This window comes from Methylotuvimicrobium buryatense 5G, assembly GCF_000341735.1.
Classification (GTDB): Bacteria; Pseudomonadota; Gammaproteobacteria; order Methylococcales; family Methylomonadaceae; genus Methylotuvimicrobium; species Methylotuvimicrobium buryatense.
The window spans coordinates 2,686,512-2,700,824 of the sequence record NZ_KB455575.1 but is presented as its reverse complement, the minus strand read 5'-3'; the positions used below and the strand labels follow the sequence as shown (position 1 = coordinate 2,700,824).

The 14,313-nt window shown below is 49.0% G+C and carries 12 protein-coding genes; 6 read left to right on the top strand and 6 right to left on the bottom strand.

Annotation, left to right across the window (positions count from 1 at the left end; all coding sequences use genetic code 11):
- Positions 1-246: 246 nt before the first annotated feature.
- The 4 genes from panC to pcnB are packed head-to-tail and all read right to left on the bottom strand — an operon-like array spanning position 247 to position 3,679.
- The gene (panC, locus tag METBU_RS0112050; RefSeq protein ID WP_026130188.1) at positions 247-1,098 is read right to left on the bottom strand and encodes a pantoate--beta-alanine ligase; all 852 of its coding nucleotides are present in this window, start codon (positions 1,096-1,098) and stop codon (positions 247-249) included.
- 2 nt (positions 1,099-1,100) lie between these two features.
- Positions 1,101-1,919 carry a 3-methyl-2-oxobutanoate hydroxymethyltransferase gene (gene panB / locus METBU_RS0112045; protein ID WP_026130187.1) on the bottom strand — a complete coding sequence of 273 codons (819 nt, stop codon included), beginning with the start codon at positions 1,917-1,919 and terminating at the stop codon, positions 1,101-1,103.
- A complete protein-coding gene (gene folK / locus METBU_RS0112040; RefSeq protein WP_017840864.1) occupies positions 1,920-2,420 on the bottom strand; it encodes a 2-amino-4-hydroxy-6-hydroxymethyldihydropteridine diphosphokinase in 501 nt (166 codons plus the stop codon).
- Positions 2,421-2,434: 14 nt separating this feature from the next.
- On the bottom strand, positions 2,435-3,679 hold the full coding sequence (pcnB, locus tag METBU_RS0112035; protein ID WP_017840863.1) for a polynucleotide adenylyltransferase PcnB: 1,245 nt from the start codon (positions 3,677-3,679) through the stop codon (positions 2,435-2,437).
- Positions 3,680-4,376: 697 nt separating this feature from the next.
- On the opposite strand from pcnB, the gene METBU_RS0112030 reads away from it, so the two are divergent.
- Together METBU_RS0112030 and METBU_RS24030 are read left to right on the top strand one after the other, a co-directional pair.
- Positions 4,377-4,556 carry a hypothetical protein gene (locus METBU_RS0112030; RefSeq protein ID WP_017840862.1) on the top strand — a complete coding sequence of 60 codons (180 nt, stop codon included), beginning with the start codon at positions 4,377-4,379 and terminating at the stop codon, positions 4,554-4,556.
- A 4-nt stretch (positions 4,557-4,560) separates the two neighbouring features.
- Positions 4,561-5,013 (top strand): RDD family protein, encoded by a 453-nt coding sequence (locus METBU_RS24030; protein WP_026130185.1) that lies wholly within the window; start codon positions 4,561-4,563, stop codon positions 5,011-5,013.
- A gap of 266 nt (positions 5,014-5,279) precedes the next feature.
- On the opposite strand, the gene lptG is transcribed toward METBU_RS24030, so the two are convergent.
- On the bottom strand, positions 5,280-6,347 hold the full coding sequence (lptG, locus tag METBU_RS0112020; protein ID WP_017840860.1) for an LPS export ABC transporter permease LptG: 1,068 nt from the start codon (positions 6,345-6,347) through the stop codon (positions 5,280-5,282).
- A complete protein-coding gene (gene lptF, locus METBU_RS0112015; RefSeq protein ID WP_026130184.1) occupies positions 6,344-7,480 on the bottom strand; it encodes an LPS export ABC transporter permease LptF in 1,137 nt (378 codons plus the stop codon). The genes lptG and lptF overlap by 4 nt, the downstream gene beginning before the upstream one ends.
- A gap of 208 nt (positions 7,481-7,688) precedes the next feature.
- Here lptF and METBU_RS0112010 point away from each other — a divergent pair, with 208 nt between their 5' ends.
- From METBU_RS0112010 to pilB, 4 genes are all read left to right on the top strand, one after another.
- On the top strand, positions 7,689-9,188 hold the full coding sequence (locus tag METBU_RS0112010; protein ID WP_017840858.1) for a leucyl aminopeptidase: 1,500 nt from the start codon (positions 7,689-7,691) through the stop codon (positions 9,186-9,188).
- Positions 9,189-9,617, top strand: a complete 429-nt coding sequence (locus METBU_RS0112005; RefSeq protein ID WP_017840857.1) for a DNA polymerase III subunit chi — start codon at positions 9,189-9,191, stop codon at positions 9,615-9,617. It abuts the gene before it with no gap.
- Positions 9,618-9,682: 65 nt separating this feature from the next.
- Positions 9,683-12,493, top strand: coding sequence for a valine--tRNA ligase (locus METBU_RS0112000; protein WP_017840856.1), 2,811 nt, complete (start codon positions 9,683-9,685; stop codon positions 12,491-12,493).
- Between the two features lie 101 nt (positions 12,494-12,594).
- The gene (gene pilB / locus METBU_RS0111995) at positions 12,595-14,313 is read left to right on the top strand and encodes a type IV-A pilus assembly ATPase PilB (RefSeq protein ID WP_017840855.1); all 1,719 of its coding nucleotides are present in this window, start codon (positions 12,595-12,597) and stop codon (positions 14,311-14,313) included.

Here is a 14,313-nt window from a genome sequence, read left to right as displayed (position 1 = left end):
AGATAAATTCTTTTAGAAACCGGGCATTATCTCTTAATAGAGAGTGCTCTTCAACTTATACTTCGCGCGGCCACATTTTCGGTTTTTTAACGCGCTCTTTTGTCCGGTACCTACGTTGCGAAAACAGTTACATAGCTTGCTATGCGCCTGTTTTCGCGCCTTGCTACCGAACAAAATAGCATTGCCATAAAAGCCGAAAATGTGGCCGCGCGAAGTATAAAAATATCGCTTGAAGATTGCCCGCGGTCATAATGGCGTTTTTGAAAAATAAACATTATCGATCAGGCGGGTTTTTCCCAGTCTTGCTGCCGCAAGTATCACCAACTCCATGTCATTAGTACTGGCCGGCATTAAACTCGACTGGCGGCATACCGAAAAATACTCGGGTTGTAAGCCGGCTTCCCGCAATGACAGCATAGCCCTTTTTTCCAGTGCTGGGTAGTTTTGTTCGCCCGCTAAAATCCGATCGCGCGCCTGGCATAATGAACGATAAAGGGCAGGAGCGGCAAGTCTTTCATCCGCTGATAGGTAGCCGTTGCGCGAACTCATTGCCAAGCCGTCGTCTTCTCTAACCGTTTCGATGCCGCGAATTTCGACCGGAATGTTCAGGTCTCTAACCAATGCTCGGATTAAGGTCAGTTGTTGAAAATCCTTTTCGCCGAAGAATGCCAGATCCGGTTGCACGATGTTGAATAGCTTGCAAACGATAGTCGCGACGCCGTCGAAGTGGCCGACTCTTGTTTTACCGCAATGTAAGTCCGATAACCCGGATACGGAGATCGAAGTTCTGTGATTTATAGGATAAATTTCCGAGACCGAAGGCAAAAAAAGCAGGTCGGTGCCGATGGCATCAAGTTTTTTAGCGTCTTCCGATTCGGTTCTGGGATAGTGGTCAAAATCCTCGCCGACACCGAATTGCGTCGGATTGACAAAAAGGCTGACTACCACCTTATCTGCGCATTCCTTGGCTTTTTCAACCAATTGTAAATGCCCATCGTGTAAATTGCCCATCGTCGGTACAAAGGCCACGGAGTTGCCGGCTTTTCGCCACGGTTTTAGTGTGTCGCGTAATGCTTCGATTGTTGTGACTGTCGACAGGCTCATTGGAAGCTGTGCTCTTCGCTTGGAAAGGTGCCTTGCTTGACGGCTTCATGAAAATTTTTTATGGCCATTTCGATGCTGGAGGCATCTTGCATGAAGTTTTTAGAAAAACGAGGCCGCTTGGCGATGCCGATATCTAAAATATCGTAAAGTACCAGGACTTGTCCGTCGCAATCGGCTCCGGCGCCGATACCGATTACCGGAATCGTCAGTTGCCGGGCGATTTCTTCGGCCAGGATCGCCGGGACGCATTCGAGCACCAATAATGCCGCACCGGCTTTTTCCAGGCGGCAGGCATCGGCGATCATTTGATCGGCCGCGGATCGTTCGCGCCCTTGTATTTTGTAGCCGCCTAGGCGATTGATCGATTGCGGAAGCAAGCCCAAATGCCCGCAGACGGGGACTCCGTTCTCGGATAAAAATTCGATCAGTTCGATTTTCGGGCCCTCCAATTTGACCATTTGCACGCCGCCGGTTTGCATTAAGCGAGCGGCGTTTTCGGCTGCTTGTTCCTTGCCGGCGTAGCTCATAAAAGGCATATCGGCTATCACGAACGCCCGCTGTCGACCGCGAACCACGCAAGCGGCATGATAAACCATGTCTTCGATGCTGGTCGGAACTGTCGTCGATTGGCCTTGTATGACCATGCCCAACGAGTCTCCGACCAGGAGGATATCGATGCCGGCTTTATCGAGCAGCGCGCTGAAGCTGGCATCGTAAGCAGTCAAGCAACTGATTTTTTCGCCGCGCTGCTTCATCGACTGAAGGTCGGTGATAGTCAATGGTTTGGTTAGAGAAGCGGAAGAATAGTTATTCACTTAGGATAATCGATGTAGGTCGTTTTTGGGGCATTTCGCGACTAAATCGGTCAGTTTACCGAGTCCCGGAATCGATAGATCCGGCGCGATTTCATATAAGGGATATAAAACAAAAGCGCGTTCGGCGATACCGATATGAGGAACGGTTAGGTCGGGAACTTCAATTTGCCGGTCCCCATAAAGCAAAAGGTCAAGATCCAGTGTTCTAGCTCCCCAGCGTTTGCCTGTTCGAGTTCGTCCTTGAGACTGTTCCACGGCTTGTAATTGGCGAAGTAAATCGATGGCCGGCAATGTTGTTTCAATTGCCATCGCCGCGTTGACATAATCGGGTTGATCCTGGGGGCCCATCGGCGGGTTACGGTAAAGGCTCGAAAAGCCGGTTTCCTTTATATTCGGTAATGCCGCGATGGTTTGTCTAGCGGTCATTAGTTGCTCGGCAGGATGGTCGAGATTGCTGCCCAGACCGATAAAGGCCGTTACGAAGTCGTTGTTATTGGTCATAGTGGCTAAAAATCTTAGTCTTTGGTGGTGTCGGCGTTACGCGGTTTATTGGATCGAGGTCGTCGACGCTTAAGCGGTTTGCGCTCCGATTTTTGTGCCGACTGTGTCATTCTTTTTTGTTCGGCTTCGCCGGCAGCTTGAAATTGAGTCCACCATTCGCCGAGCTCAGGGTTTACGCCTTCTGTTTCAATGCGCAACAATAAAAAATCGTAAGCCGCTCTGAATCTTGGATGGCTTAACAAGCGATAGGGTCTTGAGCCTTGTCTGCGTGCAAATCTGGGCTGTAGACTCCATACTTCGCGCATGGCTAAGCTAATCTGGCGCGGTAACGAAACGCGCTTAACTTGCTCGGCAATCAGTTCGTTGGCGGCGACTTGAAAGGCGATATTTTCCGGAACGCCTTTTTCCATTTGCTCTTCGGCATACGTTTTTACCGCGTCCCATAAAAATGCCGCAAATAAAAAGTAGGCGGTAACGGTTTTGCCTTCGGCGACTCGGGCGTCGGAGTTTTCCAATGCTCTGATTAGAAAGAGCCTTGGAAAACCTTGATCTTCGACGGACAAGCTGCGTTCGACCGCTGGGAACAAGATTTGAAATAAGCCGTAATGACGAAGCATTTCAAAAGTTTGTAAGGCATGGCCTGATAGAAAAAGCTTCATTGACTCGTCGAATAAACGAGCGGGAGGAATGTTATAAAGAAGCTCGGCAAGGTCGGCTATCGGCTTTTCACAGTCACGATGCAAGGTAAAGCCGAGTTTAACGGCAAACCGAATCGCTCTTAACATGCGTACCGGGTCTTCCCGATAGCGGGTTTCAGGGTCGCCGATTAAGCGCAACGTCCCGGTGGTATGATCGGCCATGCCGCCGACGTAATCGGTGACCGAAAAATCCCGAATATTGTAATAGAGCGAATTGACCGTAAAGTCGCGTCGCCAGACATCCTCCTCAATCGTGCCGTAGATATTATCGCGTAACAATCTGCCTTCATCGTTGAGTAATAGGTCGTCGTCCGGTACATCTCCGGCATTGCCTCGAAATGTTGCAACTTCAATGATTTCTCGCCCGAAATGCACATGGGCCAAGCGAAAGCGTCGGCCGATCAGTCGGCAGTTGCGGAAAATTTTACGCACTTGGTCGGGATGGGCGTCGGTTACAACATCGAAGTCCTTAGGCTCACGGCCTAATAATAGGTCTCGTACACAACCGCCAACCAGATAAGCTTCGAAGCCGGACTTTTTGAGTCGGTATAGCACTTTCAAGGCATTCTCGCTGATTTGCGATCTTGAGATATTGTGCTCGGAACGAGAATAAATCCTGGGTACTTCCGGATGTGAAGGATTGTCATCCTTCGCCGGTATTGATGGAGTCCCGGTGCTCGAGGAAATGATTTTTTTAAAAAAGTTTAAAATGGCCTTTGTCCTTGGTAGCTTATAACGAGTTAACTTTTTACGGGAACCGTCGTCCTGTTAGTGCATGTTCTCAGCAATTCCCAGTTTGAGCATTTTCGCCGATCTTAGGGTGTGAGGTATGTCTGTCGAGGAACGCCGAAAACCCATCCATGGGGGCTTGGCGGCAGCTAAGCGCCAAGGATGGCGTGAATGCAGATTTTACAGGAGCAAAAATCTGCCCCTGCTGCCGACATCCTCGCCAAGCATACCCCACACCCTTTTTGATCCCCAAATTGGGAATTGCTGGCATGTTTTTATGTGTTTTATTATGAAGACTGTTCGCCGTTTCCGAACGAAAACAGATCTATGGCGTAATCATATCATTTGAAGCAATTCAAGCTCAATCGACACGATTCTTTTTACTTTCCCCTTTTGAATATAGTAGAATTTCGACCAACAATGAGTTGCGTTAGTATTTTGTTGTAAATACAACGGCAATACTAGGATTGGCGCTTTTTCCAGACAAACAGTTCTTGTTCACAAAACTTAAACAGCATTGAGGTATTTCATGTTCAAAAAGATCATCAGCGGCTTAATCGACAGGCCTTTATTAACCAGCCTTTTTGTAACGGACTTGACAATTTTGCTGTTTCACAGACCGCCTTTTATATTTTCATTGTTAATGCTCGGTGCGTTAACTGCAATGAGTATGTATTTCGGTCAAAAACTAGCGCTGTTCAAGGAATAACGTTATTTTCGGCGACACAGTCCAAAAAACCGGCTGCACCGAGATAAGTCCAGCCGGTTTTTTTCGCCGCATCGCGGCGCTGCTTTACGATGGTTTGCTTTTACTGGCGGTTCTTTTTGCGGCTACTGCCGTAGGTCTTCTTTTCAATCATGGCGAAGCATTCGCTTCGGATAATCTCTATTTTCACGCCTATCTAGTCCTGATTAGCTATTTTTTTTACGGCTGGTTTTGGACGCATGGCGGGCAAACCTTGGGTCTTAAAGCCTGGAAGCTCAAAATCCTTGCCGAAGACCGTCAACCCATCACCTGGACGCAGGCATCGATCCGATTCATTGGCGCAATACTGTCCTGGAGTGTTTTAGGGTTGGGTTATATTTGGGTGATATTTGATAGAGACAACCGGGCATGGCACGACCGGTTGTCGCGAACGGCGGTTTTTTTCGCCCCGAAGCCTTAACTTAACGTTCATGAAGGCCTGGCCATCGCCCCGGCAAATGAAAGTTCTCTGGTGGGGAGGGTACGGCCACTCGCCCGACAGGACGCCGTGAATACATCCCTGTAGGCTCGACGGCGGCTTTCCCTGCCGCCGACGCCTGTCGGTCGAGCAACCGCACCCTCTCCGGAACCGGCATTCGCTCTGTCGAGCGCCGTATATCGAAAAATTAGATAAAGGGTCTATATCTACGAACTTTCACAGTAAGGATTGCGTTTGACCAAAGCGCATTATCTTACCTTTCTGACCGCATACAGCGCCAATGAAAACACTACGGCACTCGGTAATACCGACATGAGTGCCGGGTTTAAATGGTAGATCAAGCTTACATGACCGGTAATTTTATCGATGATATTGAAACTCATGCCGATAATAATACCGATCATCATTCGACTGCCGGTGCTGACGCCGCGCCTGACGCCTATGACAAACGGCGTTGCTACCAGCAGCATCACGAAAGTCACAAACGGATTCACGACTCGACCCCAAAACGCTAATTCGAATGTTTCGGATTTTTGTTTATTACCCTTTAAAAAATCGATATAAAGCGCAAGGTCATATAGGGATAGATTCTCAGGTTTAACGACGACGACATTTAACAACTTGGGATCGATCGAGGACTTCCATGAACGGCTTTCGACTTGCGCTGTCGAAACTTGTTCTGTGGAAATGCTGCTTTGCTCGATGTTCTTCAATAGCCATTGCTTATCTTGTTGAAAAACTGCTTTATTTGCAGTTATGGCCGTTTGCAAAAAATTCCGTTCGTCCAGGTCGTAAATATGGATTTCGCTAAGATCGCCATTATCCTTGATTTCGCGGACATTGATGAATTTCGATCCTTCGCGTAACCATAAGCCGTATCGGCTTTGTACGATGAAGTCTCTGTTTAGGGCGCTCATTTTCAGTATGCGTGCATTTCGTTCGGAAGCAGGAGCGATAAACTCGCCGACCGCCACGGCAAAAACCGCCAGGATAGCACCCGCCAGCATGACCGATCTGACGATGCCAAGCACTGAAACGCCGGATGCCCGCATCGCGATCAATTCGCGGTTATTGCCCATCGCGCCTAACACAAACAAGCTGCCCAATAAGGCCGAAGAGGGGATCAATTCGTAGAGAACTCTTGGGCTGGTTAGCGCAAGATACTTAAAAATCTCCTGTAACCCATAGCTGCCTTTGCCCAAGGATTTTAATTCGTCGGTAAAAGTAAATAAATTAAATAGCGTCAGTAGCAAGATCAGTGCGATGAAAGAACCCTTCAATACTTCTCTGACGATATAGCCGGTCAATACATTCACAATTTTACCTTTTCCTGAAATTTGATAAGGACATAACGCCAACTATAAAGTCTAACCAGTAGTGCAATAGCTAGTATTGATAAGACTAAATCGACCCAAATTCCACCGAACCATAACGGTATTTTTTCTTTGACCAGCCAACTATGATTGATGCGAGTTAGGTTGCCGTAACTGAAATATATTAAAAATGCCACGAACATATTGCCGTAAACGCCGCCCCTCGGGGAGATTTGTGCCAAAGGCACCGCAAGAAGCGCTAAAAAAACAATGCCGGTAGGTATGCTGAGTCGCCGGTGTAATTCGGCCAACTCACTAGGGGCTTTGGTTCTCCACAGTTCCTTGGTCGGAATGGCTTCTAGGTCTAGCACAAGCGCACGGTTTCTTTCTTCCAACCTGACCGCATATTCGGCGAATTCTTCTATCGTATAGTTGGCTTCTCCAGGCTTTCCTAAGACTCTTCGGCCCCGCTCCAGAATCAGATACAGTCCGCCTTCCAGGTTATCGAAGCGCCCTGTTTCTGAGCCGATGATGGCGGTCTGTCCGGCTTTTCGGTGCTGCACGAAAACTTGCTGCATTTTGTCGTCGTCGCCGATTTGTTCGACATAAAAAACCAGGTCGCCATGTTGGTACTCGCTGAAACGTCCTGCAGCTATGCCTCTTATATCGGCCGATTTTTCGTCCTCGAACATCATTTCCTTAGTGAGGGTTTCGGCCCAGGGTCCCACATACATAGACAAGCCGGTCGCGATCACAGCAAGCGGAAATGCCATGATAAATACCGAACGATAAATAGATCCGGCTCCGCCGCCGGCGGAAAATATCGCCGACATTTCCTGGTCTCGGTACATCCGCCCAACCACCATCAATACCGCCATAAAAAAAGCGGCCGGTAAAAAGGCAATCGAGGCCTCGATCATTTTTAAGCCAAGAATATTCAGCAGCGTTTTGTTCGAAATGGCTCCTTCGATTGCCTTTTCAAGTATTCTGATGAAACGTCGACTGACAATGATCACCACGATAACCGACAGTACCGCCGTTAATGTCCGCGTTAAATCGGCCACGATCATTTTGTCCAATACCGTGATTATCGGTCTATGACGCGACTTGTATCCATTATTCCAATCTGTATTCAAAAAAACCGCTCCAAAAAATATCTAAATACCGGTCGAAACCTACTCTTACGCAGATAGGCAAAACCCTTGTAACTCAGGCCATTTTCCACTTTGTAGAAAAATTGCTTGCTGTATAATCCATTATTACCGAAATATGCTCGAAAGCGCTCTCAACTGCTTTAAGCTTATGGATTAAAATTATGACACTTAAATCTAGACACCGCACATTATGGACTATTCTATAGAAAGCCTTCCGTTAGACAAGCTGCAAACCGATTGTGTTATTGTCGGTCTTTATGAAAATCTAGCACTTACCCCTTCTGCGTCTTATATAAACGAGTGCTCGCAAAGCCTGATCAGCCGATTCATCGAGCGAGGCGATTGCAAAGGAAAAATTGGCGAAACCGCGTTGATTAACTGGTTGCCGGATACTTCTTTCGCGCGCGTGCTGTTGGTCGGCCTTGGCAAGCCCGATGAAATGAACGGTAAGAATTATCGTAATGCGCTGGCCGCCGCGATAAAAACCATCCGTGATTCGGGATTGAAATCGGCGGCCTGCACGCTGGTCGAAATCGATGTCAAAGATAGAGACTTGGCTTGGAAAACGCGTCAGATTATCGAAGTTTTCGACGATGCCTTATATCAATTCAAGCATTGCAAGACGGTTATCGAGAACGAATTTAAAACCGATCGTATCAGTATTGTGGTTTCCGAGAATCAACAAGCTGAGGCCCAATCCGGTTTAAAACAAGGACAAGCCATTGCCGGCGGTGTTTCATTGGCTAAACAACTAGCGGATTTGCCGGGAAATATTTGCACGCCGACTTATCTGGCCGAGCAAGCGCAAAGCATTGCCGAACGATTTGCTTCGATGAGCGTGGAAATATTGGAAGAAGCGGATATGGAAAAGTTGGGCATGGGGGCATTGTTGTCCGTGTCTCGGGGGAGTCGTCAGCCGGCCAAGTTAATCGTGCTCAATTATCAGGGCGGCGAAAAACACGGAAAACCGATCGTGTTAATAGGAAAAGGCTTGACCTTCGATGCCGGCGGGATTTCGTTGAAACCGGGGCTCGGCATGGATGAAATGAAATACGATATGTGCGGAGGCGCGAGCGTTCTAGCAACCTTGCAGGCCGCCGCGGAAATGCAGTTGCCGTTGAATATCGTAGGCTTGGTTCCCTCCTCGGAAAATTTACCGGACGGCGATGCAAACAAACCGGGCGACATTGTGACGAGTATGTCTGGTAAAACGATCGAAATACTCAATACTGATGCGGAGGGGCGTCTGCTCCTTTGCGACACGTTAACGTATGCGCAAAAATTCGACCCGGATACGGTCATCGATATGGCAACTCTGACCGGGGCTTGCATTGTCGCTTTAGGGCGCGTACCGAGCGGTTTGTTCGGCAATGACGATGCGCTCTGTAACGATCTGGTTAAAGCCGGCGAGACGGCGAGCGACAGCGTTTGGCGCTTGCCGCTTTGGGAAGAGTATCAAGAATTGCTGAAATCCAACTTCGCCGATATGGCTAATATCGGCGGCAAGGATGCCGGCACGATTACTGCCGCCTGCTTTTTATCGAAGTTTGCCGAAAACTTCCGCTGGGCGCATCTTGATATCGCCGGCACGGCTTGGCGCACAGGGCTAACCAAAGGAGCGACCGGACGTCCTGTGCCTTTGCTGGCGCAATATCTGTTGGACCGATGCCGAGCCGTAACCGGAGCGTAAATGCCCGATATCGGTTTTTACATCTTAGCGTCCCGGTCCGAACGCGATAGGCAGTTATTCGCTTGTAAACTGACCGAAAAAGCCTATCGTAGCGGGAGGCTTTGCTACTTATTGACCGAAGACCCCCAGCAAAGCGCGATGCTTGACGACCTGCTTTGGACATTCAGACCCGGCAGCTTTGTGCCGCATCAGTTATACGATGGCATGGTGCCCGATAAGGCCAATGCCGTCCTGATCGGGCATCTTGGCGTGCCCGACGATTGGCGCGATGTAGTTATCAATCTGTCGACACGCATTCCGGATAATTGGATAAATAGCGAACGCATCCTAGAAATATTGGACGATAGCGAAGAAAGTAAAGGCCCCGGTCGAATACGCTATCAACAATACCGCCAAGCCGGGCTCTCAGTCGTTACGCATAAAATGTAATGCAGCGGGCTGCAGTGTCCAAGCTAACTTCTACCGTTTTCTCAAAATACTAATAACGCATAAACATGGACAAGACTTACGACCCTCATTCAATTGAACAACGCTGGTATCAGGCTTGGGAAGAAAATAACTATTTTGCGCCGCGGCAGGATGGCGAATCTTATTGCATCATGATTCCTCCTCCGAATGTTACCGGTAGCCTGCATATGGGCCATGCATTTCAAGACACGATCATGGATGCGTTGACGCGTTATCATCGAATGAAAGGTTGTAGCACGCTGTGGCAACCAGGAACGGACCATGCCGGCATCGCGACGCAAATGGTCGTCGAACGTCTGGTCGAGGCCGACGGCAAGACGCGCCATGATTTCGGGCGAGAAGCCTTCATTGAGAAAATCTGGGAATGGAAAGAAGAGTCCGGCGGTACGATCATGCGCCAGTTGCGTCGAATGGGCTCGTCGCTGGATTGGTCGAGGGAGCGCTTTACGATGGACGAGGGCATGTCGGACGCCGTTCGCGAGGTATTCATTCGGCTTTATGAAGAAGGTCTGATTTATCGGGGCAAGCGCTTGGTCAATTGGGATCCGGTGCTACACACCGCCGTGTCCGATTTGGAAGTTTTATCCGAAGAGGAAAACGGATCGTTATGGCACATGCGTTATCCGCTGACTAACGGTACCGGTCATCTTGTTGTCGCGACAACACGCCCGGAAACCCTGCTTGGCGATGCCGCGGTTGCGATTCATCCGAATGACGAGCGCTATAAGCATTTGCTCGGCGAGTTTGTTGAACTGCCTTTGACCGGGCGGCGCATTCCGATCATCGCCGACGAATACGTCGATCCTGAGTTCGGTACCGGATGTGTCAAAATCACGCCGGCCCATGACTTTAACGATTACGAAGTCTGGTTGCGACACCGCGATCAAAGCGTCATGCAGGCATTGCCGCATGGCGGCTTGATCAATATATTCACGGTCGATGCACAAATCAGGGATAACAAGGACGATCCGGATCAACTGATACCGCATCAATATTTCGGGTTGGACCGTTTCGAAGCGAGGAAACAGGTGGTTGCCGACCTAGAAGCTCAGGGCTTGCTCGAGAAAATCGAAGACCATAAATTGATGGTGCCGCGCGGCGACCGCTCCGGCAGCGTGATCGAACCGTTCTTGACCGATCAATGGTATGTCAAAGTTGCGCCTTTGGCGGCGCCGGCGATCGAAGCGGTCGAAAACGGTACGATCAAATTCGTGCCGGACAACTGGAAAAACACCTATTTCGAATGGATGCGCAACATCCAAGACTGGTGTATTTCACGGCAAATCTGGTGGGGACATCGAATTCCTGCCTGGTACGACGACGAAGGTAATGTTTATGTCGGCCGTTCCGAACAGGAAATCCGCTCGGTGCATAAGCTCAAAGACGACTATCCGCTGCGTCAGGATGAAGACGTGCTCGACACCTGGTTTTCATCGGCGCTGTGGCCTTTTTCAACTTTGGGTTGGCCGGAGAACACGCCCGAATTGGCCAAACATTATCCGACTAGTGTACTGGTTACCGGTTTCGATATTATTTTCTTCTGGGTCGCTCGAATGATTATGATGGGCCTAAAATTTCAGGGTCAGGTACCTTTCAAAGAAGTCTATATCCATGGCTTAATACGTGATGCCGAAGGCCAGAAAATGTCCAAGTCGAAAGGCAATGTACTCGATCCGATTGACTTGATCGATGGTATCGACCTGGAATCGTTAGTGCAAAAACGCATCTCTGGCATGATGCAGCCGCATTTAGCCAAGAAAATCGAAGCCGCGACGCGTAAACACTTTCCCGACGGTATACCTTCGTTCGGTACCGATGCGCTGCGCTTCACGTTCGCGTCATTGGCGTCGACCGGCCGCGATATTCGTTTCGATTTGGCGCGCACGGAAGGTTATCGAAATTTCTGTAATAAACTGTGGAATGCCGCGCGCTTCGTGCTGATGAATACCGAAGGCCAGGATAACGGGCTAGACGACGCCGATTGCGAATATAGTCTGGCGGATCGCTGGATAAGGTCTCGCCTGAATGAAGTGACCGAAACGATTCGCCACGATATCGAGGCGTATCGTTTCGACTTGACGGCTCAAGCGATTTACGAATTTACCTGGAACGAATATTGCGATTGGTATTTGGAATTGGCCAAAATATCGTTGCAATCCGGCAGCGAAGCTCAGCAACGAGGAACCCGTAAAACATTATTGACCGTTTTGGAGCAAATTTTGCGATTGGCTCATCCGCTAATGCCTTTCATTACCGAGGAAATTTGGCAGCGCGTTGCGCCTTTGACCGGCGTTCATGAGGCGACCATCATGCTTCAGCCATATCCGGAATCCGATGCTGAGCAAATCGATAAGGCCGCCGTGCATGAAATCGATTGGATCATGAGTGTTATTCTGGGGGTGCGCAGAATTCGCGGCGAAATGAATATTGCTCCTGGGAAACCTTTGCCGGTGTTGCTGCAAAACGGCTCAGGTCAGGATCGTAATTTTGTCGAAAATAACCGTATCTATCTGGAGAAGTTGGGGCGTTTGGAAAAAATTGGATGGTTAAGCCAAGGCGATGCCGAGCCCGAATCGGCAATTGCCTTGGTCGGCGATATGAAAATTTTGATACCGATGGCGGGATTGATCGACAAAGAAGCCGAATCGGCCCGACTGGACAAGGAAATTCAACGCATCAGCAAAGAATTGCCGAGGATCGAAGGCAAGCTTAATAATCCGTCCTTTACCGATAAAGCACCGGCCGAAGTAGTCGAAAAAGAAAAACAGAAACTCGCCGAGTTACGATCTACACTTAACAGTTTGGAAGCACAGTTGATAAAGATAAAGGCACTTTAATAAGTGGCAAGGAGAAAGGGGCAAGGTGGAACTTATATCTTAAACCTTGAGCCTTGAGCCTTGAACCTCAAACCTTGGACCTTGAACCTCAAACCTCATCTATGGCAACAGATTTAATCGACCTGCCGATCGGCGGTCTACCGAAATGTTTGGTCCAAGCCGGCTTGATTACCGAGGCGGATATGCAATTGCATATGCAGGCTGCGAAGAAAGCCAAATTACCGCTGATCAGTTATTTGGTCACCAATAAATTGGTTGACAGCAAATCGGTCACCGCCAAAGCATCCAAAGAGTTCGGTATTCCGCAACTCGATCTCGACGCGCTCGATATTCGTAGCTTGCCGGTCAATTTGGTCAGTGAAAAACTGATTAGAAAGCATCATGCTTTACCGTTGCTTAAGCGCGGAAACCGCTTGTTTTTAGCGGTTTCCGATCCCGGCAATTTTCAAGCTCAAGACGAAATAAAGTTCCATACGCGCCTGAATATCGACACGATTCTGGTCGAAGAAGATAAGTTGTCTAAGGCTATCGAGACATCAATGGAAGCTGCCGATACCACGATGACCGATTTGCTGGATGCCGACCTGGAGAATTTAGAAATTACCGGCGGCGATCAGGAGCCGGCCGGAGACGAGGCGGCAAGTGATGTGGACGATGCGCCTATCGTACGTTTCGTCAATAAAATTTTGCTCGATTCGATTAAAAAAGGTGTTTCGGATATTCATCTTGAGCCTTATGAAAAAAGTTTCCGAATTCGCTTTCGGGCAGACGGCATGCTTTATGAAGTGGCAAGTCCGCCTCCCAATATCGCAACTCGGATTATTTCCCGTATCAAGGTCATGGCTAAAATGGATATCGCCGAACGGCGCGTTCCTCAGGACGGGCGGATTAAGATGGCATTGTCGAAAAATCGGGCAATCGACTTTCGGGTCAATAGCTGTCCGACGTTGTTCGGCGAAAAAGTCGTACTGCGTATACTCGATCCGACCAGCGCGCAAATCGGTATCGAAAAACTCGGCTTTGAACCCGTCCAACAACAACGATTTCTTGAGGCGATCAATCGGCCTTACGGCATGGTTTTGGTAACGGGTCCTACCGGTAGCGGTAAAACCGTTACCCTTTACACGGGCTTGAATCTGCTAAATAGCGTCGAACGGAATATATCGACCGCCGAGGACCCTGTCGAAATTACGGTGCCGGGTATCAATCAGGTTAATATGAATCCGAAAGCCGGGTTGACCTTTGCCGGTGCCTTGCGGGCTTTTCTACGACAAGATCCGGATATCATTATGGTCGGTGAGATACGGGATTTGGAAACCGCCGAAATTGCCGTCAAGGCCGCACAAACGGGCCATTTGGTATTGTCCACGCTGCACACAAACGATGCGCCGCAAACGTTAAACCGTCTCGTGCAAATGGGCGTGCCGCCGTTTAACATCGTTTCAGCGGTGCATTTGATCATGGCTCAACGCCTCGCCAGACGCTTATGCGAATATTGTAAGGTTAAGTCCGATTTGCCGGATTCGGTGTTGATTTCGGCCGGTTTCAAAGAAGAAGAGCTAGCTAAGCTTAAAATTTTTACGGCTAATCCTGCTGGCTGCGAACATTGTACTAGCGGCTACAAAGGCCGAGTCGGAATCTATCAGGTTATGCCGATTAGCGAAAATATGCGTAAACTGATTCTGGAAGGCGGCAATACTATGCAATTAGCCGAACAAGCCAAAGCCGAAGGCATCAACGACTTGCGCGCGTCGGGTCTTGAGAAAGTCTGTCAAGGCATTACTAGCCTGGAAGAAATCGACCGGGTCACTAAGGAGTAA